The sequence below is a fragment of the Bradyrhizobium sp. BWA-3-5 genome (genome assembly GCF_032917985.1).
GTDB lineage: Bacteria > Pseudomonadota > Alphaproteobacteria > Rhizobiales > Xanthobacteraceae > Bradyrhizobium.
In genome coordinates this window covers 1,468,368-1,493,163 of sequence record NZ_CP136626.1, presented here as the reverse complement: position 1 = coordinate 1,493,163, position 24,796 = coordinate 1,468,368, and the positions used below count along the sequence as shown (strand labels likewise).

General features: G+C 63.3%; 24 protein-coding genes and 1 tRNA gene. 15 read left to right on the top strand and 10 right to left on the bottom strand.

Annotated elements, in window-relative coordinates:
* Window positions 1-36 precede the first annotated feature (36 nt).
* From RX331_RS07255 to RX331_RS07230, 6 genes are all read left to right on the top strand, one after another.
* Entirely contained in the window at window positions 37-1,272 is a 1,236-nt protein-coding gene (locus tag RX331_RS07255) for an ABC transporter substrate-binding protein (protein WP_317255925.1), read from the top strand.
* 37 nt (window positions 1,273-1,309) lie between these two features.
* Window positions 1,310-2,545 (top strand): ABC transporter substrate-binding protein, encoded by a 1,236-nt coding sequence (locus RX331_RS07250; RefSeq protein WP_317255924.1) that lies wholly within the window; start codon window positions 1,310-1,312, stop codon window positions 2,543-2,545.
* A gap of 26 nt (window positions 2,546-2,571) precedes the next feature.
* Window positions 2,572-2,952, top strand: coding sequence for a carboxymuconolactone decarboxylase family protein (locus RX331_RS07245; RefSeq protein WP_317255923.1), 381 nt, complete (start codon window positions 2,572-2,574; stop codon window positions 2,950-2,952).
* Between the two features lie 12 nt (window positions 2,953-2,964).
* Entirely contained in the window at window positions 2,965-3,735 is a 771-nt protein-coding gene (locus RX331_RS07240; RefSeq protein WP_317255922.1) for an SDR family oxidoreductase, read from the top strand.
* Window positions 3,736-3,842: 107 nt separating this feature from the next.
* A complete protein-coding gene (locus RX331_RS07235; protein ID WP_317255921.1) occupies window positions 3,843-4,556 on the top strand; it encodes a GntR family transcriptional regulator in 714 nt (237 codons plus the stop codon).
* Window positions 4,557-4,583: 27 nt separating this feature from the next.
* On the top strand, window positions 4,584-5,558 hold the full coding sequence (locus RX331_RS07230; protein WP_410708142.1) for a tripartite tricarboxylate transporter substrate-binding protein: 975 nt from the start codon (window positions 4,584-4,586) through the stop codon (window positions 5,556-5,558).
* Window positions 5,559-5,854: 296 nt separating this feature from the next.
* Here RX331_RS07230 and RX331_RS07225 read toward each other — a convergent pair whose 3' ends face one another.
* Both RX331_RS07225 and RX331_RS07220 read right to left on the bottom strand, forming a co-directional pair.
* The gene (locus tag RX331_RS07225) at window positions 5,855-6,079 is read right to left on the bottom strand and encodes a hypothetical protein (protein ID WP_317255919.1); all 225 of its coding nucleotides are present in this window, start codon (window positions 6,077-6,079) and stop codon (window positions 5,855-5,857) included.
* 1,188 nt (window positions 6,080-7,267) lie between these two features.
* A complete protein-coding gene (locus RX331_RS07220; protein WP_317255918.1) occupies window positions 7,268-7,636 on the bottom strand; it encodes a nuclear transport factor 2 family protein in 369 nt (122 codons plus the stop codon).
* Window positions 7,637-7,819: 183 nt separating this feature from the next.
* On the opposite strand from RX331_RS07220, the gene RX331_RS07215 reads away from it, so the two are divergent.
* Window positions 7,820-8,707: a LysR substrate-binding domain-containing protein gene (locus RX331_RS07215; protein WP_317255917.1), complete on the top strand. Its 888-nt coding sequence runs from the start codon at window positions 7,820-7,822 to the stop codon at window positions 8,705-8,707.
* A 174-nt stretch (window positions 8,708-8,881) separates the two neighbouring features.
* Here RX331_RS07215 and RX331_RS07210 read toward each other — a convergent pair whose 3' ends face one another.
* From RX331_RS07210 to RX331_RS07200, 3 genes are read right to left on the bottom strand one after another with little or no spacing between them, the layout of a single operon-like run.
* Window positions 8,882-11,143 (bottom strand): xanthine dehydrogenase family protein molybdopterin-binding subunit, encoded by a 2,262-nt coding sequence (locus RX331_RS07210; protein WP_317255916.1) that lies wholly within the window; start codon window positions 11,141-11,143, stop codon window positions 8,882-8,884.
* Entirely contained in the window at window positions 11,136-12,191 is a 1,056-nt protein-coding gene (locus tag RX331_RS07205) for a xanthine dehydrogenase family protein subunit M (RefSeq protein ID WP_317255915.1), read from the bottom strand. Before RX331_RS07205 ends, RX331_RS07210 begins: the two co-directional genes overlap by 8 nt.
* Window positions 12,188-12,685: a (2Fe-2S)-binding protein gene (locus RX331_RS07200; protein ID WP_317255914.1), complete on the bottom strand. Its 498-nt coding sequence runs from the start codon at window positions 12,683-12,685 to the stop codon at window positions 12,188-12,190. Before RX331_RS07200 ends, RX331_RS07205 begins: the two co-directional genes overlap by 4 nt.
* A 237-nt stretch (window positions 12,686-12,922) precedes the next feature.
* Between RX331_RS07200 and RX331_RS07195 the strand changes: the two genes are divergently transcribed.
* On the top strand, window positions 12,923-13,573 hold the full coding sequence (locus RX331_RS07195; protein ID WP_317258050.1) for a TetR/AcrR family transcriptional regulator: 651 nt from the start codon (window positions 12,923-12,925) through the stop codon (window positions 13,571-13,573).
* 112 nt (window positions 13,574-13,685) lie between these two features.
* Here RX331_RS07195 and RX331_RS07190 read toward each other — a convergent pair whose 3' ends face one another.
* Window positions 13,686-14,660 carry a RelA/SpoT domain-containing protein gene (locus RX331_RS07190; protein ID WP_317255913.1) on the bottom strand — a complete coding sequence of 325 codons (975 nt, stop codon included), beginning with the start codon at window positions 14,658-14,660 and terminating at the stop codon, window positions 13,686-13,688.
* Between the two features lie 478 nt (window positions 14,661-15,138).
* On the opposite strand from RX331_RS07190, the gene RX331_RS07185 reads away from it, so the two are divergent.
* A complete protein-coding gene (locus RX331_RS07185; RefSeq protein ID WP_317255912.1) occupies window positions 15,139-15,321 on the top strand; it encodes a hypothetical protein in 183 nt (60 codons plus the stop codon).
* 160 nt (window positions 15,322-15,481) lie between these two features.
* Here RX331_RS07185 and RX331_RS07180 read toward each other — a convergent pair.
* The 4 genes from RX331_RS07180 to mnmA all read right to left on the bottom strand — a co-directional run bounded on the left by RX331_RS07180 (window position 15,482) and on the right by mnmA (window position 18,019).
* Window positions 15,482-15,558, bottom strand: a tRNA-Met gene (locus RX331_RS07180).
* Between the two features lie 112 nt (window positions 15,559-15,670).
* Window positions 15,671-16,042, bottom strand: a complete 372-nt coding sequence (locus RX331_RS07175; RefSeq protein WP_317255911.1) for a hypothetical protein — start codon at window positions 16,040-16,042, stop codon at window positions 15,671-15,673.
* 113 nt (window positions 16,043-16,155) lie between these two features.
* On the bottom strand, window positions 16,156-16,794 hold the full coding sequence (locus RX331_RS07170) for a class I SAM-dependent methyltransferase (RefSeq protein WP_317255910.1): 639 nt from the start codon (window positions 16,792-16,794) through the stop codon (window positions 16,156-16,158).
* Between the two features lie 22 nt (window positions 16,795-16,816).
* Window positions 16,817-18,019 (bottom strand): tRNA 2-thiouridine(34) synthase MnmA, encoded by a 1,203-nt coding sequence (gene mnmA, locus RX331_RS07165; protein WP_317255909.1) that lies wholly within the window; start codon window positions 18,017-18,019, stop codon window positions 16,817-16,819.
* Between the two features lie 365 nt (window positions 18,020-18,384).
* Between mnmA and RX331_RS07160 the strand changes: the two genes are divergently transcribed.
* The 6 genes from RX331_RS07160 (at window position 18,385) to RX331_RS07135 (ending at window position 24,783) form a co-directional block, all read left to right on the top strand.
* Window positions 18,385-20,082, top strand: coding sequence for a flagellar hook-length control protein FliK (locus RX331_RS07160; RefSeq protein ID WP_317255908.1), 1,698 nt, complete (start codon window positions 18,385-18,387; stop codon window positions 20,080-20,082).
* An 11-nt stretch (window positions 20,083-20,093) separates the two neighbouring features.
* Window positions 20,094-20,783: a flagellar hook assembly protein FlgD gene (locus RX331_RS07155; protein ID WP_317255907.1), complete on the top strand. Its 690-nt coding sequence runs from the start codon at window positions 20,094-20,096 to the stop codon at window positions 20,781-20,783.
* Between the two features lie 214 nt (window positions 20,784-20,997).
* Window positions 20,998-21,273, top strand: coding sequence for a DUF1153 domain-containing protein (locus RX331_RS07150; RefSeq protein WP_002714638.1), 276 nt, complete (start codon window positions 20,998-21,000; stop codon window positions 21,271-21,273).
* A 168-nt stretch (window positions 21,274-21,441) separates the two neighbouring features.
* Window positions 21,442-23,064 (top strand): flagellar basal-body MS-ring/collar protein FliF, encoded by a 1,623-nt coding sequence (gene fliF, locus RX331_RS07145; RefSeq protein ID WP_317255906.1) that lies wholly within the window; start codon window positions 21,442-21,444, stop codon window positions 23,062-23,064.
* Window position 23,065: 1 nt separating this feature from the next.
* Window positions 23,066-24,157, top strand: a complete 1,092-nt coding sequence (fliG, locus tag RX331_RS07140; RefSeq protein WP_317255905.1) for a flagellar motor switch protein FliG — start codon at window positions 23,066-23,068, stop codon at window positions 24,155-24,157.
* Window positions 24,157-24,783 carry a FliH/SctL family protein gene (locus RX331_RS07135; RefSeq protein WP_317255904.1) on the top strand — a complete coding sequence of 209 codons (627 nt, stop codon included), beginning with the start codon at window positions 24,157-24,159 and terminating at the stop codon, window positions 24,781-24,783. Before fliG ends, RX331_RS07135 begins: the two co-directional genes overlap by 1 nt.
* The last annotated feature ends 13 nt before the right edge of the window (window positions 24,784-24,796 follow it).

The following is a 24,796-nucleotide window of genomic DNA, read 5'->3' as shown; positions in this document are numbered from 1 at the left end:
CAAGTTCTGACAAAAAAGAAAACAGGGAGAAACAAGATGAACAAGACCCCCCAAGAGCTGACGCGCCGCACTGTTCTTTCCGGCGCCGCCGCTGTCGGCTTCTCGGGGCTGGCGCGGGCGCAGCAGCCGGCCGAGGTCAAGGTCGGCCTGATCGTGCCGCTGTCCGGCATCTACACCCGTCCCGGCCAGGTGATGAAGATGGGCGCCGAGATGGGCATCGATCACATCAACAAGCAGGGCGGCATCAAGGCGCTCGGCGGCGCCAAGATGAAGCTGGTGGTGATCGATTGCGGCGACACCACTGAAAAGGCCAAGAACGCGGCGCAGCGCATGGTGGCGCAGGAGACCGACCTCGTCGCTGCCACCGGCGCCTATCTCTCCTCCTTCACACTGGCGGTGACTGAAGTCACCGAGCGCGCCGAATTGCCGGTGCTGACGCTTTCCTATTCGGATCTCCTCACCGAGCGCGGCTTCAAATACATCTTCCAGACTGCGGCTCCCGCCAGCCGGCAGTCCGAGCTCGGCCTGCCGACCCTGATGAAGCTCGCCGAATCCGCAGCCGGCAAGCGACCGAAGACGGTGGCGATGCTGATGGACAACACGGCGACTTCGATCGCGACCGCGAAGGCACTGAAGGAAAAGCTGTTCGCGCAGGAAGGCCTGCAGCTCGTCGTCGAAGAAATCTGGACGCCGCCGCTCTCCGACGCGACCCCGCTGATCCAGAAAGTCCGCTCCGCACGTCCCGACCTCCTGCTGTTCATGCCGAACGCCGTGTCGGACGCCAAGCTCGGGCTGGAGAAGATCAACGAGTTCGGCCTCGGCCAGGGCAAAATCCCGACCGTGTCCTTCAGCATCACGATCGCCGAGCCCGACATGCTGCAAAGCGTCAGCACCGAGGCCGTGCAGGGCATCATGACCATCGTCGCCAATTGGGGCTCGAAGGGCCAGGAAGAGCTGATCGCGGAGTTGAAGGCGAAATACAAGGAGCCATGGGCGACGCAGAACGTCGTCTCGACCTATGGCGACATGTGGCTGATGAAGGAGGCGCTGGAAAAGGCCGGCAAGGCCGACCGCCAATCCGTCGCGCAGGCCTTCCGCACCATGGATGCCGGGCCGTCGAAATATTATCCGGGCGGCCAGCTCAAGTTCGACGAGAAGGGCCGCCGCGTCGGTGCGGGCGTCGTCATCGTGCAATGGCAGAATGGCGTGCCGGTCACCGTCTACCCGCCCGAGCTCGCGCAAGCCACGCCGTTCTGGCCGAAAAAATCCTGACAAAAAACTTTTTCACCATTGAGGGAGGAGGATCGTCATGAGTGGGAATACCCCGACCAAAGTGACCCGGCGAACATTGCTCGCCGGCGCATCCAGCGCACTGATTGCATCCCGCGCCTGGGCACAGCAGCCGTCTGAAGTGAAGGTCGGCCTGCTGGTGCCGATCTCAGGCATGTATGCACGCCCGGGAACGGTGATGCGCCAGGGCGCCGAGATGGCAATCGACCACATCAACGCCCAGGGCGGCATCAAGGCGCTCGGCGGCGCAAAAATGAAACTGGTTGTGCTCGACTCCGGCGACAGCACGGAAAAGGCCAAGAACGCCGCGCAGCGCATGGTGGCGCAGGAGACCGATCTGGTGGCGGCGAGCGGCGCCTATCTCTCTTCCTTCACGCTCGCGGTCACCGAGGTTACCGAGCGAGCCAACCTGCCCGTCCTCACCCTCTCCTATTCCGACCTCATCACCGACCGCGGCTTCAAATACGTCTTCCAGACCTCGGCGACCGCGGGGTCGCAGGCCAAACAGGCGCTGCCGCAGATCATCAAGCTGGCGGAAACCGCCTCCGGCAAGCGGCCCAAGACGGTCGCGATCCTGACCGACAACACCGCGGCTTCCGTCGCCTCGGCCAAGTCGATGCGCGAAGGCCTGCTGGCGGAGAACCAGTTGCAACTCATCGTCGACGAAACGTTCACGCCGCCGCTCGCCGACGCCACGTCCCTGGTGCAGAAGGTCCGTTCGGCCAAGCCGGACCTGCTGTTCTTCCTGCCGACCGTGATATCCGACGCAAAACTGCTGCTGGAGAAGATGAACGAGTTCGGCCTCGGCCAGGGCAAGATTCCCACGATCTCGTTCGGCATCGCGATTGCCGAGCCTGATATGCTGCAGACCGTCAGCCCGGAGCTGCTGCAGGGCGTGTTGACCTGCGTCGCAAGCTGGGGCGCCAAGGGACATGAAGCGCTGATCGCGGAACTGAAGACCCGCTACAAGGAGCCGTGGATGACGCAGAACGCGATCTCCACCTATGGCGACATGTGGGTGATCAAGGACGCGCTCGAGAAGGCCGGCAAGGCCGATCGTGTCGCGGTTGCCGAGGCGTTGCGCAGCATGGATGCCGGCCCGTCCAAATATTACCCGCTGGGCGAAATCAAATTCGACGAGAAGGGCCGCCGCGTCGGCGCCGGCATGACCATCGTGCAGTGGCAAAAGGGCGTGCCGGTCACGGTGTTCCCGCCGCAGCTGGCGCTGGCGGAGCCATTCTGGCCGAAGAGCTGACATCGCCATCAGAAACGGAGAACAACATGGACAAGGCGACCTACGACCGCGGTCTCGAAATCCGCAAGAGCGTGCTTGGTAGCGAGTTCGTCGACAAGGCATTGGCGTCAGCAGATGACTTCAACCGCCCGATGCAGGACCTGACGACGGAATATTGCTGGGGTTATGTCTGGGGCCGCGACGGTCTTGAGCGAAAGACCCGCAGCTTCCTTAACCTCGCAATGCTGTGCGCGCTCAACCGCCCGCACGAGCTGAAGACGCATGTCCGTGGCGCACTGGCGAACGGCGCCACGCGCGAGGAAATCCGCGAGGTCTTCATGCAGGTAGCGATCTATTGCGGCGTGCCCGCCGGTGTCGACGCGTTCCGCAACGCCAAGGAAGTGTTTGCCGAGCTCGACAACAAATAGGAACCGCCGAAGATGAAGGACAAATGGGCCCTCGTCACCGGAGCGACCGCCGGCCTCGGCCTGGCGGTGGCGGAAAGCCTTGCCGGCGCGGGGGCCAATATTGTCCTGCATGATCTCATCGCCCCCCGGGAAGCCGCCGATCGTCTCAAAACCCGCTTCGGTGTCACGGTCATCGCCGCCGAAGCCGATCTGTCTGAGCGTGCCGCCATCGAGACCATGATGGCTGATATGCTTGGCCGCTGTGGCGCGATCGACGTCCTCGTCAACAATGCCGTCGTCAGGCATTTCGCCGCCGTGGAACATTTTCCGCCGGAGGAATGGGACCGAGCGCTGGCGGTGAACCTGTCGGCGCCGTTTCACCTGATCCGCCTGGCGCTCCCGGCCATGAAGCAGCGCGGCTGGGGCCGCATCATCAACATGGCCTCGATCTACTCGACACGCGCGGTCGAGGACCGCATCGACTATGTGACCACCAAGACCGCGATCCTCGGCATCACCCGCGCCGTGGCGCTGGAAACCGCGCGCACGGGCATCACCTGCAACGCGGTCGCCCCCGGCACGCTGCCGACATCAGCCATCAGGGGCAAGATCGCGGCCATCGCCGCGCAGGCCGGCAAGGCGATAGAAGGCGCCACGGAAGACTATCTGGCCGAACGGCAGCCATCGCGCCGGTTCGTCGCCATGGAAGGCGTCGGCGCTCTGGTGGCCTTCCTCTGCAGCGACGCCGCGCAGGACATCACGGGGGCCACCCTGCCGATCGACGGAGGCTGGTCGATCGCATGAGCAAAACCGGTTTTCCGGGGCAAACGGCTCCATCTTCAAATTGCGGAAATGCTGATTCTGCCGGTAAATCGCTGATGAACCCGGGATAGAACGAAGGCACATCGCAAATGGACCGACGCGCTGAACTGCAGTCTACGCTTCGCATCGAGGACGTCCCGACCGTCCGGGCGATGGTTGCCCAGAAGCTGCGCGAAGCAATCATGTCCGGCAGGCTGAAGCCCGGCCAGCGGCTGGTCGAGCGCGAGCTCTGCGAAATGATGGGGGTCAGCCGCCCCTCGATCCGCGAAGCCCTGCGGCTGCTCGAAGCCGACGGGCTCGTCAACACGGTCCCGCACCGTGGCCCGGTGGTGAGCACCATCAGCCTCGAGGAAGCCAAACAGCTCTACGACGCAAGGGCGGTTCTGGAAGGGTTTGCCGGCCGCGAATGCGCGCGCCTGCGCGATCCCGACGTGGTGCACCGAATCGGCGATGCATTGACCCGGCTGAAGGCGGCTGCGGCCAAGCAGGATCTGGTCGGATGCCTGGAGGCAAAGACCGACTTCTACGGCGCCTTGATCGGCGGTTGCCGCAACAGCTTCGTCGAACGGATGCTCAAGCCGCTGCATGACCGGATTACGCTGCTGCGCATCACGTCGATGTCGCAGCCGAAACGGATCAACAAGAGTCTGCGCGAGGTCACCGCTATCTGGCGAGCGATCCAGAGCGGTGATGAAGAACTCGCCGAGCGGTGCTGCGTCGATCACGTCAAGGCAGCGGCGGTCGCCGCGCTCGACATGATCGAGCGGACATCGGCCAAGGAGAATTTGCTTCCCGGAAAATAGGTGAAGCGCATCGGAGGAGTATTTGTGATGTTTTGGGTACGAACGCTGGCTTTGCTGCTGCTCCTGTCGCTTCCCTGCATTCCGGCGTTCGCACAGGACTATCCCTCCCGTCCCATCACGATGATCGTCCCCTTCTCTGCCGGCGGCCCCGGCGACGTGATCGCGCGCATTCTCGGCACCGCCATGAGCGCAACGCTCAAGCAGTCGTTCGTCATCGAAAACGTCGTCGGCGCCGGCGGCACCCTCGGCACCAATCGCGTCGCGAAAGCGCCGGCCGACGGCTATACGCTGCTGTTGATGCATGTCGGCCAGGCGACGGCGCCGGCGCTCTATGCCAAGCTGCCATTCGATCCGGTCGGCGATTTTTCAATGATCGGGCTCGTCACGGATGTGCCGATGATCCTGGTGACACGGCCGAACTTTCCCGCGAAGGACCTGAAGGAACTGGTTGCCCGCATCCGCACCGAGGGCGACAAGATGACGTTCGGCAATGTCGGGCTCGGCTCCGCCTCGCAGCTCTGCGGACTGATGTTCATGAGCACGACCGACACCAAGCTGACGCCGGTCTATTACAAGGGTGGCGGGCCGGCACTGAACGATGTCATCGCCGGCCATATCGACGTCTACTGCGATCCGGCCACCGGGCCGACGCCGCACATCCAGTCAGGCACGATCAAGGGTTATGCGATCACGAGCAAGCAGCGTATTTCGACATTGCCCGATGTGCCGACGGCAGCCGAAGCCGGCTTCCCCGCATTCGACGTCACCACGTGGTACGGGCTCTATGCGCCCCGCGGCACGCCAAAACCGATCATCACCGCGCTCGTCGCCGCCCTGCAGACCGCCCTCAAAGATCCGGCGCTGGTCAGCCGCTTTGCCGAACTCAGCATGGCCCCCGTGGAGGAGGACCGTGCGAGGCCGGAAGCGCTCGAGGCTTTCCTGAAGGCGGAGATCAGCAAATGGGGAAGCATCATCAAGGCTGCAGGAATCGAGCCGCAGTAGGACTTGATTGGCGCGGCTCGCGCTCCGAATCCAAAATATGGAAAACAACCCCATGCACAGTAGGAGTTGGCCGCACGCATGACGCAATGAGTAGTTGACACGTCGGGCAAATCAGCGGCACGATTCCATCGTCGAGCAATCCTTGAGACGCCCGTGGCCTGCCCGGCAACAGACCCTTTGATCGCGTCGGGATCAAACGTGCCCGATCCCGGAGCGACCCTGAGGCGCATGCACTACCCGAAGCGACACATTAAGGCCGAGAAGGGTCTCGCGCACTGTCCAGAGTCTTCTCGGTTCTACGTGGCGAAGCCAATTTCCTTGATCGCTTGAGCAGAAATGTCCGCAGGCTCTTTAATGCCGGTCTGCGCGACCTCGATGATTTTCCTGGCCAGTAGTTCAGCTAACGGGTCCCCTCGGTCAACGATGCCAATGCTGCGCAGTGCGTGCTCATAAGCAGTCGTCAAGCGCGCGATGTCCTCCGGTCCCATTGGCATATTCTGGAGTAGGCGATAGATGGGCATCGGCGTCCCCTTTTGCTTGAGATAACATAGGGGACTCCCGGCTGGCTCGCCATCGGTCTTCTGTTCAGTACTGAACAGACATTGCCGGTTTTTCCCGCTATTATTAAGGTGCCAGATGGTACCCACTACCTGTCTGGTCTTTGAAATGTGAATACTTCAATGGCCTCAGCGCTCTACTCGCGCTGGGGCCATCTTTATTCCTCGCCTTCCCACCAGCAAATTCCGCCGGCAGCAAGCAAGCCAATGTTGGTGCAGCCATTGCTTCCGACGGCCGACTTGCAATTAACTTTTGTTGTAGCGAGGAAAGATCATCTGGTGCTGTGATTCAGCGTGGCCCTTTGTGGGTGAAGGGCGGCCTCGAGGAGTCCCAGCTTCGACGCCCGAAGCTGGGACTTCTGATGCTCGGATAGTGTCAGCCGACCGAGCGCCCTCCAGCAGCACCCCGACGCAATCTGTCAGCGCATCCCATGGACAGCAATTGCCGGACTGAGGACAGAGGGTCGGCTGTCAATGAATCGATAACTGCCCAGCGTGAGAACCGCAGTAAACAGCAGAGCGATCGAGGCGGTAGCGATTTGTGTCGGCATTTGTCCCTCTATGCAGAGCCGAGCGCAGCAAGCAGCAGGCAAACATAGACGGCTGTAATGCCCAGTCCGAAAATCTTGGCTTCCCGACGCCCGTCCATTCGAGCCCTCCAGTTCGCTGCTCCTGAATGAAAACCGACAAATCCACCGCATGTTCCAATCGGGAATATGCGGCAATCAACGCTACTACTCCGCAATAAGCCCGCTCCACGAGCCCAACCGACGACCTGATGACCGGGAACAAGTGGCAAAACTGGAGCGTTACTCCCGTCGGCGATTATGGAGGAGAGACGCGAATGCCAGTATTCATCGTGTGGGCCGTTCCTGCCGTCATCGTGCTGGGCGGCGTCAGCTATTATTTAATTCGGGTGGTTCACTAAGCGATATGGAATGCGGCCGGAGGCCGCCCCTGGTGGGTGCTGTTGAGCGGCCTCTTGCCCCTTTAGCAGGCCGGTTCGACATCTTCGTCGCGAGCAATGTGCGCTTGCGGTCAGAAGCTGGCATCGACATCCGTTGTAAGTTCACGCCCCTGGCAAAATGGATCAGCGGCGTTCTGCGTTAGTCTGACCCTTCCGTGCAGGTCCAAGCCTCGGACGGTCCATTGTTACGTTTTCGAAGTCATCACCTTCTGAACGATCTTCCAGGCCCCATCGACCTTTAAGCATGACAGCATGTCGGTGAAGTAACGGGGCGGAACCTGCAATTTCAACTTCAGCAGCGCGAGCTCTCTCTCGACGTCTATCGACACGATCTGGTCGTCGCGCTCGAAGCCCTGTTCTTTCGGCGCTTTCAGGTTGCGGACCGCTGCGAGCCAGGCGGCAATCGGCGTCACGGCCACATTGCCATCGTCGCCGACCTTTGTGACGGAACACGAGGGATGGAATATGGATGCAAATTTCTCAGCATCCATTTCATAGGCCGCATCGAAATAGGTCTGCGCCAGGGAGCGCAAGGCGTGAAGATCGATGTCCATCAGTCATCCTCCAAACGGTTACAACGGACGGGCTCTCGCGGCCCGCCGGGCGTGCCGAGCGCCGAAGCACCCGAAATGTGCCGAGGGGAGCCTCGCGCCCCTTGTTGGCCGAACCTAGGGCCAGGCCGCTTATGAAGATAGACCTATTGAATGGGACAGAGTCATGAGCGATATTCATAAATCATGGGAAACGAACTGAACGAGCTGACCGCCTTTGCAGCCGTCGCGAGTGAACGAAGCTTTACGCGGGCTGCGGTAAAGCTCGGGGTGTCACAGTCTGCCCTCAGCCACACGATCCGAAGACTTGAGCAAAGACTTGAGCTGCAGCTTCTTGCTCGAACAACCAAGAGCGTCGCGCCAACCGCTGCAGGCGCAGCTCTTTTGAAGGACTTGTCTCCGGCACTTGAGCAAATTGATCGTGCGCTGGACAAGGCCCGAATCGTTCGTCACCGGCCTGCCGGCCGCCTTCGCATTGTCATGTCCCGCTCAGCCGCGGTGATGGTATTGATGCCAAGGCTGAGGGCATTCGCCGAGGCCTATCCTGACATCGTTCTCGATGTTGTCACGGTCACCGGCCCCGTTGACCTTGTTGCGGGCGAGTTCGATGCCGGCATTCAGCTCGGCGAGTACATTCAAAAAGACATGATCGCCGTGCGTGTCACGCCGCAATTGCGGCTGGCCGTGGTGGGATCGCCTCGTTATTTCGCACTACGACGGATGCCGCAAAAGCCAAAGGATCTCAGGGATCATCGATGCATAACGCTGCGTCTTCCCAGCGGCCCATATCGATGGGAGTTCGAGCAGGGACGAAAGTCGGTCACAATCGGCGTGAACGGCCCACTCATCATCGACGATACGCACCTGGTGATCCAGGCCGCCCTCGCTGGAGCTGGCCTCGGACTGGCATATGAAGATCAGGTCGCTGAGTACATCGCGAAACGCCGGCTTATCCGCGTCCTGGAGGACTGGACGCCGCCTATTCCCGGCTTCTTCATGTACTATCCCAGTCGTCGGCACCAACCTGCTGCGCTGTCTGCGCTTGTGAACGCGCTGCGACGCTCTCAACAATAGTCTGCGCGCGACCGCCGCCGGCGCACTTAACCGCGCGCCCAGGAAAGTCAGCAGACCAAGTCGGAGTCCGTCTACAGCTACCTGACCGGCCCGCGCAGCGCCGCAGGCCCAATGGTTGAAGCGACCGCGGACGAATTCCCTCTCGCTGGCGCGAGAGGGAGCGCAGGCCCGGCGCTATAGCTGCGTCAGCAGTTCCTCGATCCGGATCGGGAAACGGCGGACCCGCACGCCGGTCGCGTGCCAGACGGCATTCGCGACCGCCCCGGCGCTGCCGGTGATACCGATCTCGCCGACACCCTTGATGCCGAGCGCGTTGACATGCGGATCGTGCTCCTCGACGGTCAGCACGTCGAGCTCGGGCACGTCGGCGTTCACCGGGACATGATATTCGGCAAGGTTGGCATTCATGATCCGGCCACTACGGCGATCGGTGATCGCCTCCTCATGCAGCGCAAAGGACTGGCCCCAGATCATGCCGCCGAACAACTGGCTTCTCACCAGATGCGGATTGATGATGCGCCCCGCGGCGAATGCACCGACCATGCGCGAAACACGGATTTGGCCGAGCTCGGGATCGACCTTGACCTCGGCAAACACGGCGCCATGCGCATGCATCGCATACTCCGCCTGCGCCGCCGGGTTGGCACCGCCCATGCCGCGCGCCTCGATCTCGGCAAGACCCGCGCGCGCGAGGATGTCAGGATAGGCCTCGCTACGGCTCTCGTCGTCGCGGCGAAACAGCCTTCCATCGCGCGCGATCACGCCGGCATTGCCGGCCCCGAACAATGGCGATCGTTCATCTGATGTCGCGAGATCGGCGAGCCTGGCAATCACGGCCGCGCCGGCATTGTGGACTGCATTGCCCGCGGTCGCGGTATGCGCCGAGCCGCCGGCGATGCCGCCATCCGGCAGATCTGATGTGCCGGACCTGAATTCGACGCGATCGACGTCGAGACCGAGACCATCGGCCGCGATCTGGGCGAGCGCCGTCCAGGCGCCCTGCCCCATGTCGTGGGCGCCAATTTCCATCACGCCGGAGCCGTCGCGGCGGATCACCGCTCGAGCTTCAGCCTGGAACATCATCGCCGGGAATGTCGCGGTGCCGAGGCCCCAGCCGACCAGCAAACCCGTCGCATCGCGCATCTGCCGCGGCGCGAGCGGACGCTTCGCCCAGCCGAAGCGCGCGGCGCCCTGCTCATAGCAGGCCCGCAGCGCCTTGGAGGAAAACGGCTTGCCTGTGATCGGTTCGACCTCGGCGTAGTTCTTCAGACGGAACGCGAGCGGGTCCATGCCGCAGGCCGCCGCCATCTCGTCGATCGTGCTCTCCAGCGCGATCGATCCGGTTGCCTCCCCGGGCGCGCGCATGAACAAGGGCGTGCCGGTATCGACCCGCACCGCGTCATGCGTGGTGCGGATCGCGGGGCTGGCGTAGAGGGTATGGGACGCGCCCGCCGCCGGCTCGTAGAAGTCGTCATAGCTGCTCGACACCGTCCTGGCATGATGGTCGATCGCGGTGAGACGCCCTTCGCCGTCGGCCCCCATCCGCAGCCGCTGCCGCGTCGGTGCACGATGGCCGACCGGGCCGTACATCTGCTCGCGGCGGAGCACGAGCTTGACCGGCTTGCCGACCAGTTTGGCCGCCATGACGCCAAGGATCTGCGGGCCGGTCAAAAATCCCTTCGAGCCGAAGCCGCCGCCGAGGAACGGGCTGCGGATCATGATATTTTCCGGCGCGATGCCGAACAGCTCGGCGACGCGTGCGCGCGCCATCACCATCGCCTGGCTCGGCGTATCGACCACGAGCCTGTCGCCGTCCCAGGCCGCGACGACCGCATGCGGCTCCATCGCGTTGTGATATTGCGGCGCCGTCTCATAGGTCACCTCGACCGTCTTCGACGCCGCGCCAAGCCCTGCTTCGATGTCGCCGTGCACGTTCTCGGTCGGATTGCCGACGCCGACGACGGGCGGCACGAAGCTCTCGCCGGCATCGAGTCCGACACGGGCGGGATGCGTCTCGTAGCTCGGCGCCAACAGGGTCGCGCCTTCAGTGGCAGCCTCCAGGGTATTTGCGATCACCACCGCGATCGGCTGGTTGGCATAGCGCACCTCGTCGCTCTGCAGCACCTCCATCCGGAACACGAACGGATTGGTCTTGATGTCGGGATCGATCGCCAGCGGCGGCTTGTGCGCGGTCGTCATGACGTCGACCACGCCTGGATGGGCTTTCGCCGCCGCTACATCGAGCGAGGTGACGCGGCCGCGGGCGATGCTCGCCGTGGCAATCACGGCGTAGAGCATATCAGGCAGATGACGATCGGCGGCGTAGCCGGCCTGTCCCTTGACCTTCAAAATGCCGTCGCGGCGGGTCAGCGGCTGGCCGATGCTCGAACCATGCCGCATGTGCGCGGGAATCTGCGTCGGATTGATCTCAAGCATGCAAGGCTCCGGAATTCGATGCGAAGACGGACGCCGGCAGCGCGGGCATGCGCGCGGGCGTCCCGGCCGCGGCAAGGCTCAGCGCACGCACGATCACGCGGCGCGCCAGCTCGATCTTGAAGGCGTTGTCGCCGGATGGCTTCGCCTCAGCGAGAGCCGACTGCGCGGCCTCGCGGAAAGTGGCTGCATCGGGCGCGACTCCCTTCAGCACTTGCTCTGCCGCACGGGCACGCCACGGCTTGGCCGCGACGCCGCCGAGCGCCAGCCGTGCCTCGGCAATCCTGCCGTTCTCGATCTGCAGCGCGGCAGCCGCCGATACCACGGCAAAGGCGTAGGAGGTGCGCTCGCGAACCTTGAGATAGCGGGCATGCGCGGCAAAGTTTCGCGATGCCGACGGCATCCGCACCGCGACAATCAAATCGCCGGGCAGAAGCACATTGTCGCGCTCGGGCGCGTCGCCCGGCAGGCGGTACAATTCGTCGAGCGGCAGCTCGCGACGACCATTCTTGCCTTCGATCTCGACGACGGCGTCGAGCGCCACCAGCGGCACGCAAAAATCGGAAGGGTGCGTGGCGATGCAGCCCGCGCTCCAGCCGAGCACGGCGTGCAGGCGGTTTTCGCCCTCGCGGGCATCGCAGCCACTGCCTGCCTCGCGCTTGTTGCAGCGGCTGGCGGTGTCGTAGAAATAGGCGCAACGCGTCCGTTGCAGCAGATTGCCGCCGACCGTCGCGGCATTGCGCAGTTGCGCCGAGGCGCCTGACAGCAAGGCTTCGGCTACCGCCGGATAGGCTTTTGCGAAATCGGTATCATGCGCGAGGCCGGCATTGGAGACGAGCGCACCGATGCGGACGCCACCATCGGGCAAGTGCTCGATACGGTCGAGGCCCGGAAGATGGGTGACATCGACCAGGCGATCCGGACGGCTGACGCCGCCCTTCATGAGATCGAGCAGATTGGTGCCGGCGGCAAGATAGGCGGCGCCCGGCTGGCTAGCAGCCGCAACCGCCTCAGCCAGCGTCGCTGGCTTCACATAGTCGAACATTTTCATGCGGAGCGCCTCTGGCCTGCTTCGGTCTGGCTCGACTGCGCTTCCAGCACGGCATCGACGATGCCAGCATAGGCACTGCAGCGGCAGAGATTCCCGCTCATGCCTTCACGGATCCGCTCGCGATCGGTGCCGGCTTGGCCCTCGCTCATCAGCCCGATCGCGCTCATGATCTGGCCCGGCGTGCAAAAGCCGCATTGAAAGCCGTCGCAGGCGATGAAGGCGGCCTGCACCGGATGCAGCTGATCGCCGCGTGCAATGCCTTCGATGGTGACGATCTCAGCGCCGTCATGGCTGATGGCGAGCGCGAGGCACGAATTGATGCGCTTGCCGTCGACGAGGATAGTGCAGGCGCCGCATTGGCCGCGGTCGCATCCCTTCTTGGTTCCGGTGAGTTGGAGGCGCTCACGCAGGAGATCGAGCAGCGTGACGCGCGGATCGTTCAATTCGATCTCGCGCCGCGCACCGTTCACGGTGAGGCCGATGGAGTGGGTCATCGAGGGCTCCGATCAGGTATGGGCATGGGTTATCGCTGCGCGCCACCGTAGTGGCCGCCAACGATTCATGCGGCTCGAAGATAGATCGAACCGTAGCGGAGCGGATATACGGAGGCACCCTCCGTTTAACAAGGGGCCTCTGAAAGATTTCAGAATCGGTCAAAAGCGCATGTGCAAACAACGCGATGCAGCCATGGCGGGGTTCAATCTAACCAGATCGTGATCTACATTCGGGGTATGGATGATCAGGCCGACAAGATCCGAAAACCTCGCGCTGACGGCGTGCGCAATCGCGAGCGCGTGCTCGAAGCCGCGAAGGCCGTGTTCAGTGGCGGAGGACCGGAAGCGAGCCTCGAAGCGGTGGCAAAGCGCGCCGGCGTCGGCATCGGCACGCTCTATCGGCATTTTCCGACGCGTGAGGCATTGTTCGAGGCGGTGTACCGGCGCGAGGTGGAGCAGCTCGGCGAACTCGCCGAGCTATTGAAGAGCGCCAAGGACCCGGTCGAAGCGCTGCGACGCTGGCTGCATTCCAATGTCGAATTCGTCGCAACCAAGAAGGGCATGCTGGCCGCGCTGGCGCTCGCGGTGCAGAACCAGACCGAGTTGCACGCGTTTTCGTTCGACCGCCTGACCCGGGCCATCGGCCTGTTGCTCGACCGTGCGGTCGCCGCCGGGAAATTGCGCGCCGACATCAGCCCGGAGGACCTGCTGCGGGCGCTGATCGGCATGTGCTACATGCACGATCAGCCGGATTGGCAGGCCACGGCGCTGCGGCTGCTCGACGTATTCATCGACGGGCTTCGAATTCAGCCGAAAGCGAAAACGGCGCCCACTGCCACCAAGCCGCCGACCAGCAAGCGAGCGACGAAGCGTACGAAGAGACGCTGATCGTCATGGGCCACAGTTCGTCGCGATTATTCGCGACTTCCCGAACGAAGCCGTCATTTTTTTCGAGATACGGCATGGCGAAGTGAGGTGGCTTGTCCGCTCGCCGCTGCAATCAGATTTGGATTCGCTTAAAAAGGTCCAGTTGCTGTGAGGACTTCTTCGGGCGTCGAGTCGATTTTAGGGTCTCTTCCATCAGGGAGACGAAAACACGTGTGTCTAGGAAGTAGTTCGGATAGGCTCGGCGCAAGGCATCCATGGAATCGACCGACACGAGAACGGCGTCCGAGTTTGGCCTGTCTTTGAGTTTCTTCTCGGTCTCTAGATATTTGGCAGTCGCAAGTTCGGACTCGCTGTGTTTAAAACTTGTCACGTTCACTAGCTTCTGTGCGTTATCCACCTCGATCAGATAGTAATGATTGTCTCTCGAAGCCGAGCTCTCATAGACTTGCAGCGCAGTGCCGAACGCCCGCAACCTGTTAGCCACGTCCAGTGACTGCGCATGCTCGCGCAACTCGCTCACCAATGACGCGTAATCCTGCGGGGTATCGGGCACAAGTGCGGTGTCCTCCCGGATCGCAATGGTCGACCCCATCAGGGCAAAGAACCGCAGCCACTCTTGTTCCCCTAAGCTTGACTTCAATGCCTGCTGGACGAGGGCTCCGACCAGTTCCACAGGGGTGGCCCATGCGTGCTGCAATTGGGACCGTAACTGCATCTCGATCTTCAAGGTGTTGTAGTCTGACTTCTTGTCCGAGAAGTACCGGTAAACGAGGTGTACCCCACGGTAGCCGGATTCTTTGGGGTTCGCGATGTAGTCATCTCTCTGATGCAGTGAGTGCTTGATGTCGCTTGCAAAGTAGCTGTCGCATAAACGATAGACTTGCGATGCATTCGATACGATCGCTCTGCACCCTCCGATATCCTGCATCTGCGATAGCGTCATCGTTGGGAAGCGCACGAGCTTCAACTCAATCGACGCAAGCCGCTTGATTCGTTGCGCGGTAATAGAGCCCGCATCGATCGCTTTCGCTCGTCTGCGCAGGCCGACGTGGAAGGTGTTGAGAGGAAATTGTGAGACGATCGCCAATTGTTCACGACTTCAAGGGCATGGAGATACTCTTGAATATCGTCTCCCACGATGACTTCGCGGCCAGATAGCTCGACGATTTTCTTCCCGGCGCGATTCACGACGTTCTTCGAGTACTTTGGACCGTCCATGCCATCGCGATCACCTTCGATAGAGATCTGCGACTCCCTGCCATCAGCCGGCCCCGAGAGTAGTCAAGACAGCGCCGCAATGGCACGCCGCCTTTTGCGGGGATTGGAGCCTGTGGATAACCGCGATTGCGGAACAAAGCGAGACTCGGAGTCACGTCTCGTCGTAAGATTGAAAATGGGCGGACACCGATTCGGTGACATGTCGAAGAAAACCGGGCTCACACCTCCCCAGGCGGCCCGGCTTTCATGTTCACACCTGAGGCCGCGTGCCTTTCAGTGTCACTTAAGAAGTAACAGTGCGTCCGTGATTCGGAAAGTCAAGCGGTCCATACAGAAGGACCACGGACTTGAACAAGACGAAGTTTACCGACGACGAAGCAGTCGATGTTTGGTTGCGTTACTGGAGTGGTCAGTACCAGCACCAGATTGCCGCCGCGTACGAGATAAATGCTCGCGCGGTCAATCACGTGCTGAAGGAGAAGACCCACTTGGGAAGCAAGCAGATCGCGGCTTCGAAGCGTTCCGCGTAAGCTGAGTTGAGGGACTCCGGGCGGTCTTCGTGCCGCCCGGTTTCACTTGGTGCGGCCCGACCTATCCCCCACATTTTTCGGCGAGAGCCAGCGGCCGTTACCGAGCGAGAATCTGCGGGTAGACGACCAGAACGCGAGCAGTAAGATATCGAGAGAGGTGTGGTAGCGGGAGAGGGACTCGAACCCCCGACCCCAGGATTATGATTCCCGTGCTCTAACCAGCTGAGCTACCCCGCCACGGCGTCGCGGTGGCGGCAGGCAATGCCGCGGTCGCGAACGCGCGGCATATAAGGAGTGGCTCAAGCCGCTGTCAAGCAAAGCGAGCCGACTTCGCCACTCTCCGCAAAACTCACTGTTTCGGCCGGATTGTCGGGTCGCCGCCGGGGCTGCCGGGCGGCGGAATCACCGGGGTCTTGCCGACATCCGGCGGCGCCGGCGCGTGCATTTCGGGATCGACGCCCGCAGGCGGACATAATACGCCGTCGGAGCGGGCCAGCTTGTCGCCGAGCGGCTCGGCCCGCTGGCCAGTGGTCGTTCCCTCCGGAACCTTCTCGCCGGTATCGGGCTTCGGCTGCATCGGTGCACAATCGGCGGCGCGTTGCGGCGATGGCGGCGCGGTCGGGGCCGGCGGTGTGGTCGGACCGGGCGGAGCCTGCGCCGCCGCCACGCCGGCGGCCACCATCATCACGCATGAGAGAAGCAGTGCGCGTTTCATTGCCATGCAGGAAAACGGCCTGCGCTGGCGGAGGTTCCGCCGTCAGACTGTCGCTTTTTTATTTGACGCGTTTTCTTAAGGCGAATCGGGCCTCCACTTCGCTTGAAAACGCTATGCCTTCACGATTTCCGATAGCGGATCAGCGAAAAATGTCCCATCGGCGGCATCGGCCGCCGCTCGGTCAAGGTGACGCCGCCATGTTTGGCGGCCCAGTTGGTCAGGCGCTCCCAGGGAAATTCAGGCCGCCAGCCCAGCCGCCGCGCAATCGGGGCGAAGGCCAGCTCGAAGGCGCGCCGTGGACCGCTCTCCGCGCCGATGTGATTGACCAGGATGAGTTCGCCGCCCGGCTTCAGCACGCGGATGAAATCGTCCAGCGTGGCCTCAGGATCGGGCACGGCCGTGATGACGTATTGCGCCACCACCGCATCGAAAAACGAATCCGGAAACGCCAGGTTCTTGGCGTCCATCACCGCGAGCGTTTCGACATTGGTCAGCCCGAACTCGCGCACGCGCCTCAGCGCCCGCCGCAGCATCGGCTCGGAAATATCGACGCCGCATAATTTCGTATTACGCGAATATTCCGACAGCGACAGCCCGGTGCCGACACCGACGTCGAGAACGCGTCCGCCGATCTTGTCGGCTTCCGCGATGGTCGACCGGCGGCCCTCGTCAAACACCTTGCCGAACACCAGATCGTAGACCGGCGCCCAGCGCCCATAAGCCTTTTCGACCCCCTCGCGGTCGATGTCCGCAGCCATTTCCCCTGCCCCGATTTTTTCTTTACGTGCGCATCGCCTCGGCAAGTGGCGGCGTTATCGCTTGCTGCGCCCCTGCCCCCGTCACCGCACGGCGCGCGGTCGCGCTCTTGATAAATCCGCCGCCGAGCACGCGCGCCTGTCCGGAAGGCGCATCGTAGAACACGCAGGCCTGGCCGGGCGACACGCCCTCCTCGCCAGCAACGAGTTCGACTTCATAACCGCCATCGACCGCGCGCAGAAAGGCCGGCTGCGGCGCACGGGTCGAGCGCACGCGAACGAACATTTCGATGCCCTCGCCGATGACACGGTCGAGCGCGCCGTCTCCGATCCAGTTGACGTCGCGCAGCAGGATGCGATCCATCCGCAGCGCGTCGCGCGGGCCGACCACGACGCGGCGTGTGCCAGCGTCGAGCTTGACGACATAGAGCGGTGCGCCGGCGGCAATGCCGAGGCCCTTGCGCTGGCCGACGGTGTAATGAACGATGCCCTGGTGCCGGCCGATCACCCGTCCCTCGAGATCGACGATGTCGCCGGGCTCGATCGCGCCGGGCTTCAGCCGCCCGATGATGTCGGTATAGCGGCCCGTCGGCACGAAGCAGATGTCCTGACTGTCCTGTTTGTCGGCGACTTCGAGCCCGAAGCGCCGCGCCAGCTCGCGCGTCTGCGGCTTGGTCATGTCGCCGAGCGGAAAGCGCAAATAGTCGAGCTGCTCGCGCGTGGTCGCGAACAGGAAATAGCTCTGGTCGCGATCGGCGTCCGCCGCGCAGACCAGCGCGCGCGATCCGTCGGCGAGGCGGCGCGAGGCAACATAGTGCCCGGTCGCGAGCGCCTGCGCGCCGAGTTCGCGCGCCGTCGAAAGCAGGTCGCGAAACTTGATCGAGCGGTTGCACTCGATGCAGGGCACCGGCGTCTCGCCCTGCGAGTAGCTGTCGGCAAAATTGTCGATCACGGACTCGCGGAAGCGGCTTTCATAATCCAGCACGTAATGCGGGACGCCGATCCGTTCGGCGACGTTGCGGGCGTCGTGGATGTCGCGCCCGGCGCAGCAGGCGCCCTTGCGATGGGTGGCCGCGCCATGGTCGTAGAGCTGCAGCGTGATCCCGACCACGTCGTAGCCCTCGGACTTCAGTAGGGCAGCCGTCACCGAGGAATCGACGCCGCCGGACATGGCGACCACGACCCGCGTGTCCTGCGGGCGGCCCTCGAAATCCAGACTGTTTCGCATGCCAGGGGTCATCGACTTCAATCGCGGGCGCCGGGCGGCCCGCTTGGGTTAAACGGCCTTTATTTCCAAGACCTTACGACATCATTTGGTCCATTCCGGCCCGGATTGGACGCCGCTCTTTAATATAGGCCGTATTCCCGCGAAGCAATCAGCCGCCCGCCATTTTGGAGCGGGTCCGGGACGGCAAATCTTGCCGCCGGGCAGAAAAGGCGGCGGAAACCCTGCCGCGCCGCCCGACCGTCTTCCTCACAAGGCATTGAAACAACTTAATAATATTTTTCGAACCCGGGTGGCCCGGTCCTTGCTGAAGGGTAGCCGAGAGCTCAGCGCGAGGGTCGCCCGTGGTTAGTGTCACGTCAGAAGTATTGGCAAACGCATCTTTCCAGAGCGCGGCGGCGAAATCCGCCCGGCCGGATTCCGATCCCCCTGCCGGAAACGACAGCTTCGCCGCGCTGGTCGACAGCAACACCGCGGCAAGCCGCAACGACAATCGCGCGCAGGACCATGCGCCTGCCCCGCGCCGCTCCGACGATACACCGGCATCCGGCAGCCGCGCGCGCGACAACGCCGCCGCGTCCGACAAGGCCGCGCGCAATGATTCGAATGATCGCAACGCAGCCGCCAAGGCCCGCAACGACAAGGCCCGTAACGACGACAACGTGCGTGACGACGGCAAGGCCGACGCCAAGGCCGACACCGACACGACCGTCGATGCCGACACCAAGGCGACGACAACGCGCCGCACCAAATCGAAATCCGACGCGCCGAAATCAGACAAGGTCAATTCCGACGAAACCACACAGGCAACCTCCGGCGATATCTCCGCCGCCGATCAGACCGAGATGACGCAGAATGGAACGACCGTCACGACGGCCGATGCCATAGCCGCCGCAATCCCTGCTGCTGCAACGCCGACGCAATCGACCTCTGCGGCGCCGGCAAACGACAAGGCGGCCGCCCCGCTCGCCATCGCAGCAGCCGCGATCGCAGCTTCCGCTTCGGTGGCCGCCGAAACCGCTCCGGCGACGCCCTCCGCCGAAGCGACGGACGGCGACACCGGAGCCACTTCCCCGGCGGCCGCGAACGGCGCACCGGCGGAGACCACGGTGAAGACCGCCGCGCAAGCTGGCGTCGGCCAGGCTGTCAGCGCCCAGGCGACGTCCGGCGATCCATCCGTTATCGGAGGCATCGCTCAGGCCGCTGCAGTGGTCGCGGCGACGCCGGCCGCGACCAAATCCGCCGTGCCGTCCAAGGGTGCCGATCTCGCCAAGAAGGGCGCGACAGCGGCGGTCGAGCAGCAGCCCGGCACGATCGACAGCACCGATACCGCCGCACCGACGGCACCTGCTGCCGATACCATCGTGTCGGCCGTCACGCCGCCGACCGAAGCCGCCGCCAAGCCGAAGACCGACGGCCTCGCTGAAGCCGTGAAGGCCGACACGTCAGGCAATGCCATCACGCCGCCTGCCGCGCCCGCCAATGCCAGCGCGCAGCTTGCCGGGAATGTTGGCCAGACGCCGGTCAATGCCTCGGTCAACGGCTTGCAGGCTGTCGGCGCGGTCCCGACACAACAACCAAACGCTCACGCCGCGGCGCCGGCAGCCGCGTCCCAGCTCACCGCGACTGCCGCTACCGATGCCGCCGTGCCAGTCAGCGGGCTCGCGATGGAAATCGCCGCATCGGCCAGAAGCGGCAAGACCCGCTTCGAGATCCGGCTCGATCCCGCCGAACTCGGCCGCATCGACGTTCGCATCGATGTCGACCGTCATGGCCAGGTGATGTCGCACCTCACCGTCGAGCGGCCGGAGACGCTCTCGATGCTGCGCCAGGATGCCAACCAGCTGCAGCGCGCACTCGATAATGCCGGGCTCTCGACCGGCAATGGCGGGTTGCAGTTCAGCCTGCGCGACCAGTCCTCGCAGGGCCAGAACGACGGCAACCAGGGAAATCCGAACGCGCACCGCATCGTCGTCAGCGAGGAAGACAGCGTGCCGGCCGTCGTTGCCGGACGCAGCTATGGCCGCATGCTCGGTGCGAGCGGCGGCGTCGACATTAGCGTGTAAAGGAGATCGCCATGGCAGTTGATGCAACCATGCCGACGCCGGTCGTTTCGGCTCCCGGGACCGGTAGCGCGACGGGTAACAAGACCGCGTCGGACAAGACGACCGGGATCGCGGATAATTTCCAGACCTTTCTCACTTTGCTGACCACGCAGCTCCAGAATCAGAATCCGCTGGATCCGCTCGACACCAACCAGTTCACCCAACAGCTCGTGCAGTTCGCCGGCATTGAGCAGCAGCTCAAGTCGAACGAGCAGTTGAAGTCGCTGGTCGAGATCGAAAAGGGCGCCCAGGCGACGCAGGCGCTCGTCTATGTCGGCAACACCGTTGCCATCGACGGCAGCAAGGCGCAGTTCGACAAGTCGGCGACCTGGAATTTCAATTCCGAGCAAGACACGACCGCGAAGATCACGATCACCAATTCGGCAGGACAGACCGCCTACAGCGGCAACTTCAACCTGAAGAAGGGCGGCTCCTCCTTCGTCTGGGATGGCAAGGGCAATGACGGCGTGCAGTGGCCGCCCGGAACCTACACCCTGACCGCTACCGGCACGGACAGCAAAGGCAACAACGTGGCTATTTCCACCGAAGTCCAGGGCGTCGTCGATTCCGTCGACCTGACCTCTTCGCCGCCGCTGCTGTCGATCGGCGGGCAGAGCTACACCACCGACAAGATCAAGCGGGTGATGCGCTCGAAATCCTAAGAGCCGGCCCCCGGTCGACCGCTCATCCCGGCATCAGGCGGTTCCCGGCCCGGACCCCCAGCGGACGCACAGGCGTTCCAGGGGGCCGGGCCGTGGCCATTTCTGGTCATTTTCAAGGAGATTCGTATTGAAGCCGTAGGCTTAGGCAAATTTTAAGCCGCGGGGCGTAGATTTACCACCGTGAGTTCAGTGGTTGAGAGTTTGTGAGTACGCCATGACAGAACCCCATCGCCCGAGGGTAAAATACGTCATCGGGCCTGACGGCAGTCCGTTAACAATTGCTGACCTGCCCGCGCCCGGCACCAAACGTTGGGTGATCCGTCGCAAGGCGGAAGTCGTCGCCGCGGTCCGTGGCGGCCTGCTTTCCCTCGAAGAGGCCTGCAGCCGCTATACCTTGACCGTCGACGAATTTCTTTCCTGGCAGTTCTCAATCGATCAGCATGGGCTGGCAGGCCTCCGGACGACCCGGATCCAGCAGTATCGGCAGTAAGCCCTCCCGACCGAAACATTTGATGAAAACCGGCTTCGTTCTGCGAAGCCGGTTTTTTGCATGCTCGAACTAATAGCGACGCTTTAACGGTCGTTAACCATATGGAAACCATCCCCTAGGCAATAATTGCCCAGTCGGTCCCTGGGGCCGAATCCCTGGGGGCGGTTGGTGCAAAGTCTCGTTGCTTTTCTGAAAGGCCTGGGCGCTGGGCGGCTGATGGCCATGGTCGCCGTGACGACCGCCCTGATTGCCTTTTTCGCCTTCGTCATCATGCGCGTCACCACGCCGCAGATGACCACCCTGTTCACTGACCTCTCCTACGAAGATTCCTCTAGCATCATCAAGGATCTGGAACGCCAGGCGATTCCCTTCGAGCTGCGCAATGAAGGCGCGGTCATCATGGTGCCGAAGGACAAGGTCACGCGGTTGCGGATGAAGCTTGCCGAAAGCAACCTGCCCAAGGGCGGCGGCGTCGGCTACGAGATCTTTGACAAGTCCGACGCCCTCGGCACCACGAGCTTCGTCCAGAACATCAATCATCTGCGCGCATTGGAGGGCGAGCTCGCCCGCACCATCCGCGCCATCGATCGCATCCAGGCGGCCCGCGTCCATCTCGTGCTGCCGGAGCGCCCGTTGTTCGCGCGCGAGGCGCCGGAGCCATCTGCTTCGATCGTGGTGCGGGTGCGCGGCAGCCTCGAGGCCCAGCAGATTCGCGCCATCCGCCATGTCGTTGCCTCCGCCGTCAACGGGCTGAAGCCGCAGCGCGTATCGATCGTCGATGAAGGTGGCCGCCTGCTCGCCGACGGCGCCAGCAAGGATCCCGATATCGCCGTTGGCGACGAGCGCCGCACCGCCTTCGAGAAGCGCATGCGCAACGAAGTCGAGGCGATCGTCTCCTCGGTGGTCGGCCAGGGCCGCGCCCGAGTCCAGCTCACCGCCGATTTCGACTACAACAAGGTTACCCAGACCTCGGACAAGTTCGATCCCGAGGGCCGCGTGCTGCGCTCGAGCCAGACCCGCGAGGAATCTTCCGCCAGCGCCGGCGACGGCGGCCAGGTCACCGTCAACAACGAGCTGCCCGGCAACCAGGCCGGCGCCACCACGGCCGCCCGCGACCAGAGCAAGAAGAGCGAAGAAACCAACAATTACGAGATTTCGCGCACCACCAAGACCGAAGTCACCGAGGCCGGACGCGTCAACCGGATCTCGGTCGCAGTGCTGGTCGACGGCGCCTATGCCAAGAACGAAAAAGGCGAGATGGTCTACCAGGACCGCAGCAAGGAGCAGCTCGACCGCATCGCCGCGCTGGTGCGCTCGGCGATCGGTTTCGACCAGAAGCGCGGGGACCAGGTCGAAGTCGTCAACCTGCGCTTTGCCGAGGCGCCGACCGTGCCGCCCGTCGTCGAGCCCGGCGGCCTGCTCGGCTTCCTGCAGTTCACCAAGGACGACGTCATGCACGTCATCGAACTCGGCGTCATGATGCTGCTCGGCCTTGTCGTGCTGTTCCTGGTGATCCGGCCGCTGGTCAAGCGCATCCTAGCCGCCGAAGTCGTCCCCGCGGCCGAGCCTTCGCCCGCGCTGATCGAGGGCAGCGGGCCCAACGGTGAGCTCGGGCCCAATCAGGCCCTGATCGCCGGCACCAGCGGCACCGCGCAGTTGATCGACGTCGCCCAGGTGCAGGGCCAGGTCCACGCCCAGGCCGTGCACCGCGTCGGGGAACTGGCCGAACGCAATCCCAACGAGACCGCCTCCATTGTTCGGCAATGGCTGAGCGAACCTGCCGAGAGCTGACATGGCCGCCGTACCGCAACAACAAAACATCAACGCCAACGACATCACCACCGTCATCTCGGCGCTGGCGAGCCGTCAGAGCAATCGTCCCAAGAGCAAGCCGCTGAGCGGGCCGAAGCGCGCCGCGATCCTGATGCTGGCGCTTGGCGAACAATATGGCGGCAAGGTGTGGTCGCTGCTCGATGACGACGAAGTGCGCGAGCTTTCGATCCACATGTCGACGCTCGGCACCGTCGAAGCCGAAGTGGTCGAGGACCTCCTGCTCGAATTCGTCTCGCGCATGTCGGCATCCGGCGCGCTGATGGGCACCTTCGACGCCACCGAACGGCTGCTGCAGCAATACCTGCCGTCCGAGCGCGTCACCGGCATCATGGACGAAATCCGCGGCCCCGCCGGCCGCAACATGTGGGAGAAGCTCTCCAACGTGCAGGAAGAGGTGCTCGCCAACTACCTCAAGAACGAATATCCGCAGACCATTGCGGTGGTGCTGTCGAAGCTGAAGCCGGAGCATGCCGCGCGCGTGCTGGCGATCCTGCCCGAGGATCTCGCCCTGGACGTCGTCGGCCGCATGCTGAAGATGGAAGCGGTACAGAAGGAAGTCATCGAGCGCGTCGAGCAGACGCTGCGCACCGAATTCATGTCCAATTTGTCGCAGACCCGCCGCCGCGACGCCCACGAGGTGATGGCCGAAATCTTCAACAATTTCGACCGCCAGACCGAAACCCGCTTCATCACCTCGCTGGAAGAGGAAAACCGCGAATCCGCCGAGCGCATCAAGGCGCTGATGTTCACCTTCGACGACCTGATCAAGCTGGATTCCGCTTCGGCGCAGACGTTGATGCGCAACGTCGACAAGGACAAGCTCGGCATCGCACTCAAGAGCGCCAATGAGGAGGTGCGCGGCTTCTTCCTCGGCAACATGTCCTCGCGCGCCGGCAAGATGCTGATGGACGACATGGCCGCGATGGGCCCGGTGCGGCTGCGCGACGTCGACGAGGCGCAGGCGCTGCTCGTCAACCTCGCCAAGGACATGGCCGCGCGCGGCGAAATCACCCTGACCAAGAACCGCGCCGACGACGAGCTGGTGTATTGATGGCCGCGCCCGCAAAATTCCTGTTCGATACCGACTTCGCCGCACCCAACAAGGCGCGCGAAAAGGCGGCCACCGATGCCGAGATCGCGCAGAAGGTCGCGGAGGCCGAGGCGCGCGCCTATCGCGCCGGTTATGAGGCGGCACAGCATGAGGCGAAGGTCGAAAGCGACCGCCGCTCGGCGCTGGCGCTGGAGGAGATCGGCATCGCCATCAAGGCCATCGCGACGCGCTATTCCGGCATCGAGGCCAAGATGGAGACCGAGGCGGTGGACGTTGCGGTCGCGGTGGCGCGCAAGCTGTGCAGTGAGCTGGTCGCGCGCGAGCCGCTCGGCGAGATCATGGCGCTGGTCAGCGACTGCTTCTCGCATCTGGTCGCGACCCCGCATCTCGTCGTTCGCATCAACGACCAGCTCTATGAGGCGGCCCGCGCGAAGATCGAACGACAGGCCGCGCAAAGCGGTTTCGAGGGACGGCTGGTGATCCTGGCCGAGCCCGGCATCGCCACCGGCGACTGCCGGATCGAATGGGCGGATGGCGGCGTCGTGCTGGAGCGCGCGGCCATCGAGGCGAAAATCAGCGAACTCGTCGGACGCTATCTGGCGTCGCGCGATCCGGCCTGCGCGTAAAGGCCATGAGGAC

Coding starts and splice junctions, on each gene's coding strand:
- RX331_RS07255 (WP_317255925.1), top strand. CDS start 37: ATGAACAAGACCCCCCAAGAGCTGACGCGCCGCACTGTTCTTTCCGGC.
- RX331_RS07250 (WP_317255924.1), top strand. CDS start 1,310: ATGAGTGGGAATACCCCGACCAAAGTGACCCGGCGAACATTGCTCGCC.
- RX331_RS07245 (WP_317255923.1), top strand. CDS start 2,572: ATGGACAAGGCGACCTACGACCGCGGTCTCGAAATCCGCAAGAGCGTG.
- RX331_RS07240 (WP_317255922.1), top strand. CDS start 2,965: ATGAAGGACAAATGGGCCCTCGTCACCGGAGCGACCGCCGGCCTCGGC.
- RX331_RS07235 (WP_317255921.1), top strand. CDS start 3,843: ATGGACCGACGCGCTGAACTGCAGTCTACGCTTCGCATCGAGGACGTC.
- RX331_RS07230 (WP_410708142.1), top strand. CDS start 4,584: ATGTTTTGGGTACGAACGCTGGCTTTGCTGCTGCTCCTGTCGCTTCCC.
- RX331_RS07225 (WP_317255919.1), bottom strand. CDS start 6,079: ATGCCCATCTATCGCCTACTCCAGAATATGCCAATGGGACCGGAGGAC.
- RX331_RS07220 (WP_317255918.1), bottom strand. CDS start 7,636: ATGGACATCGATCTTCACGCCTTGCGCTCCCTGGCGCAGACCTATTTC.
- RX331_RS07215 (WP_317255917.1), top strand. CDS start 7,820: ATGGGAAACGAACTGAACGAGCTGACCGCCTTTGCAGCCGTCGCGAGT.
- RX331_RS07210 (WP_317255916.1), bottom strand. CDS start 11,143: ATGCTTGAGATCAATCCGACGCAGATTCCCGCGCACATGCGGCATGGT.
- RX331_RS07205 (WP_317255915.1), bottom strand. CDS start 12,191: ATGAAAATGTTCGACTATGTGAAGCCAGCGACGCTGGCTGAGGCGGTT.
- RX331_RS07200 (WP_317255914.1), bottom strand. CDS start 12,685: ATGACCCACTCCATCGGCCTCACCGTGAACGGTGCGCGGCGCGAGATC.
- RX331_RS07195 (WP_317258050.1), top strand. CDS start 12,923: ATGGATGATCAGGCCGACAAGATCCGAAAACCTCGCGCTGACGGCGTG.
- RX331_RS07175 (WP_317255911.1), bottom strand. CDS start 16,042: ATGGCAATGAAACGCGCACTGCTTCTCTCATGCGTGATGATGGTGGCC.
- RX331_RS07170 (WP_317255910.1), bottom strand. CDS start 16,794: ATGGCTGCGGACATCGACCGCGAGGGGGTCGAAAAGGCTTATGGGCGC.
- mnmA (WP_317255909.1), bottom strand. CDS start 18,019: ATGCGAAACAGTCTGGATTTCGAGGGCCGCCCGCAGGACACGCGGGTC.
- RX331_RS07155 (WP_317255907.1), top strand. CDS start 20,094: ATGGCAGTTGATGCAACCATGCCGACGCCGGTCGTTTCGGCTCCCGGG.
- RX331_RS07150 (WP_002714638.1), top strand. CDS start 20,998: ATGACAGAACCCCATCGCCCGAGGGTAAAATACGTCATCGGGCCTGAC.
- fliG (WP_317255905.1), top strand. CDS start 23,066: ATGGCCGCCGTACCGCAACAACAAAACATCAACGCCAACGACATCACC.
- RX331_RS07135 (WP_317255904.1), top strand. CDS start 24,157: ATGGCCGCGCCCGCAAAATTCCTGTTCGATACCGACTTCGCCGCACCC.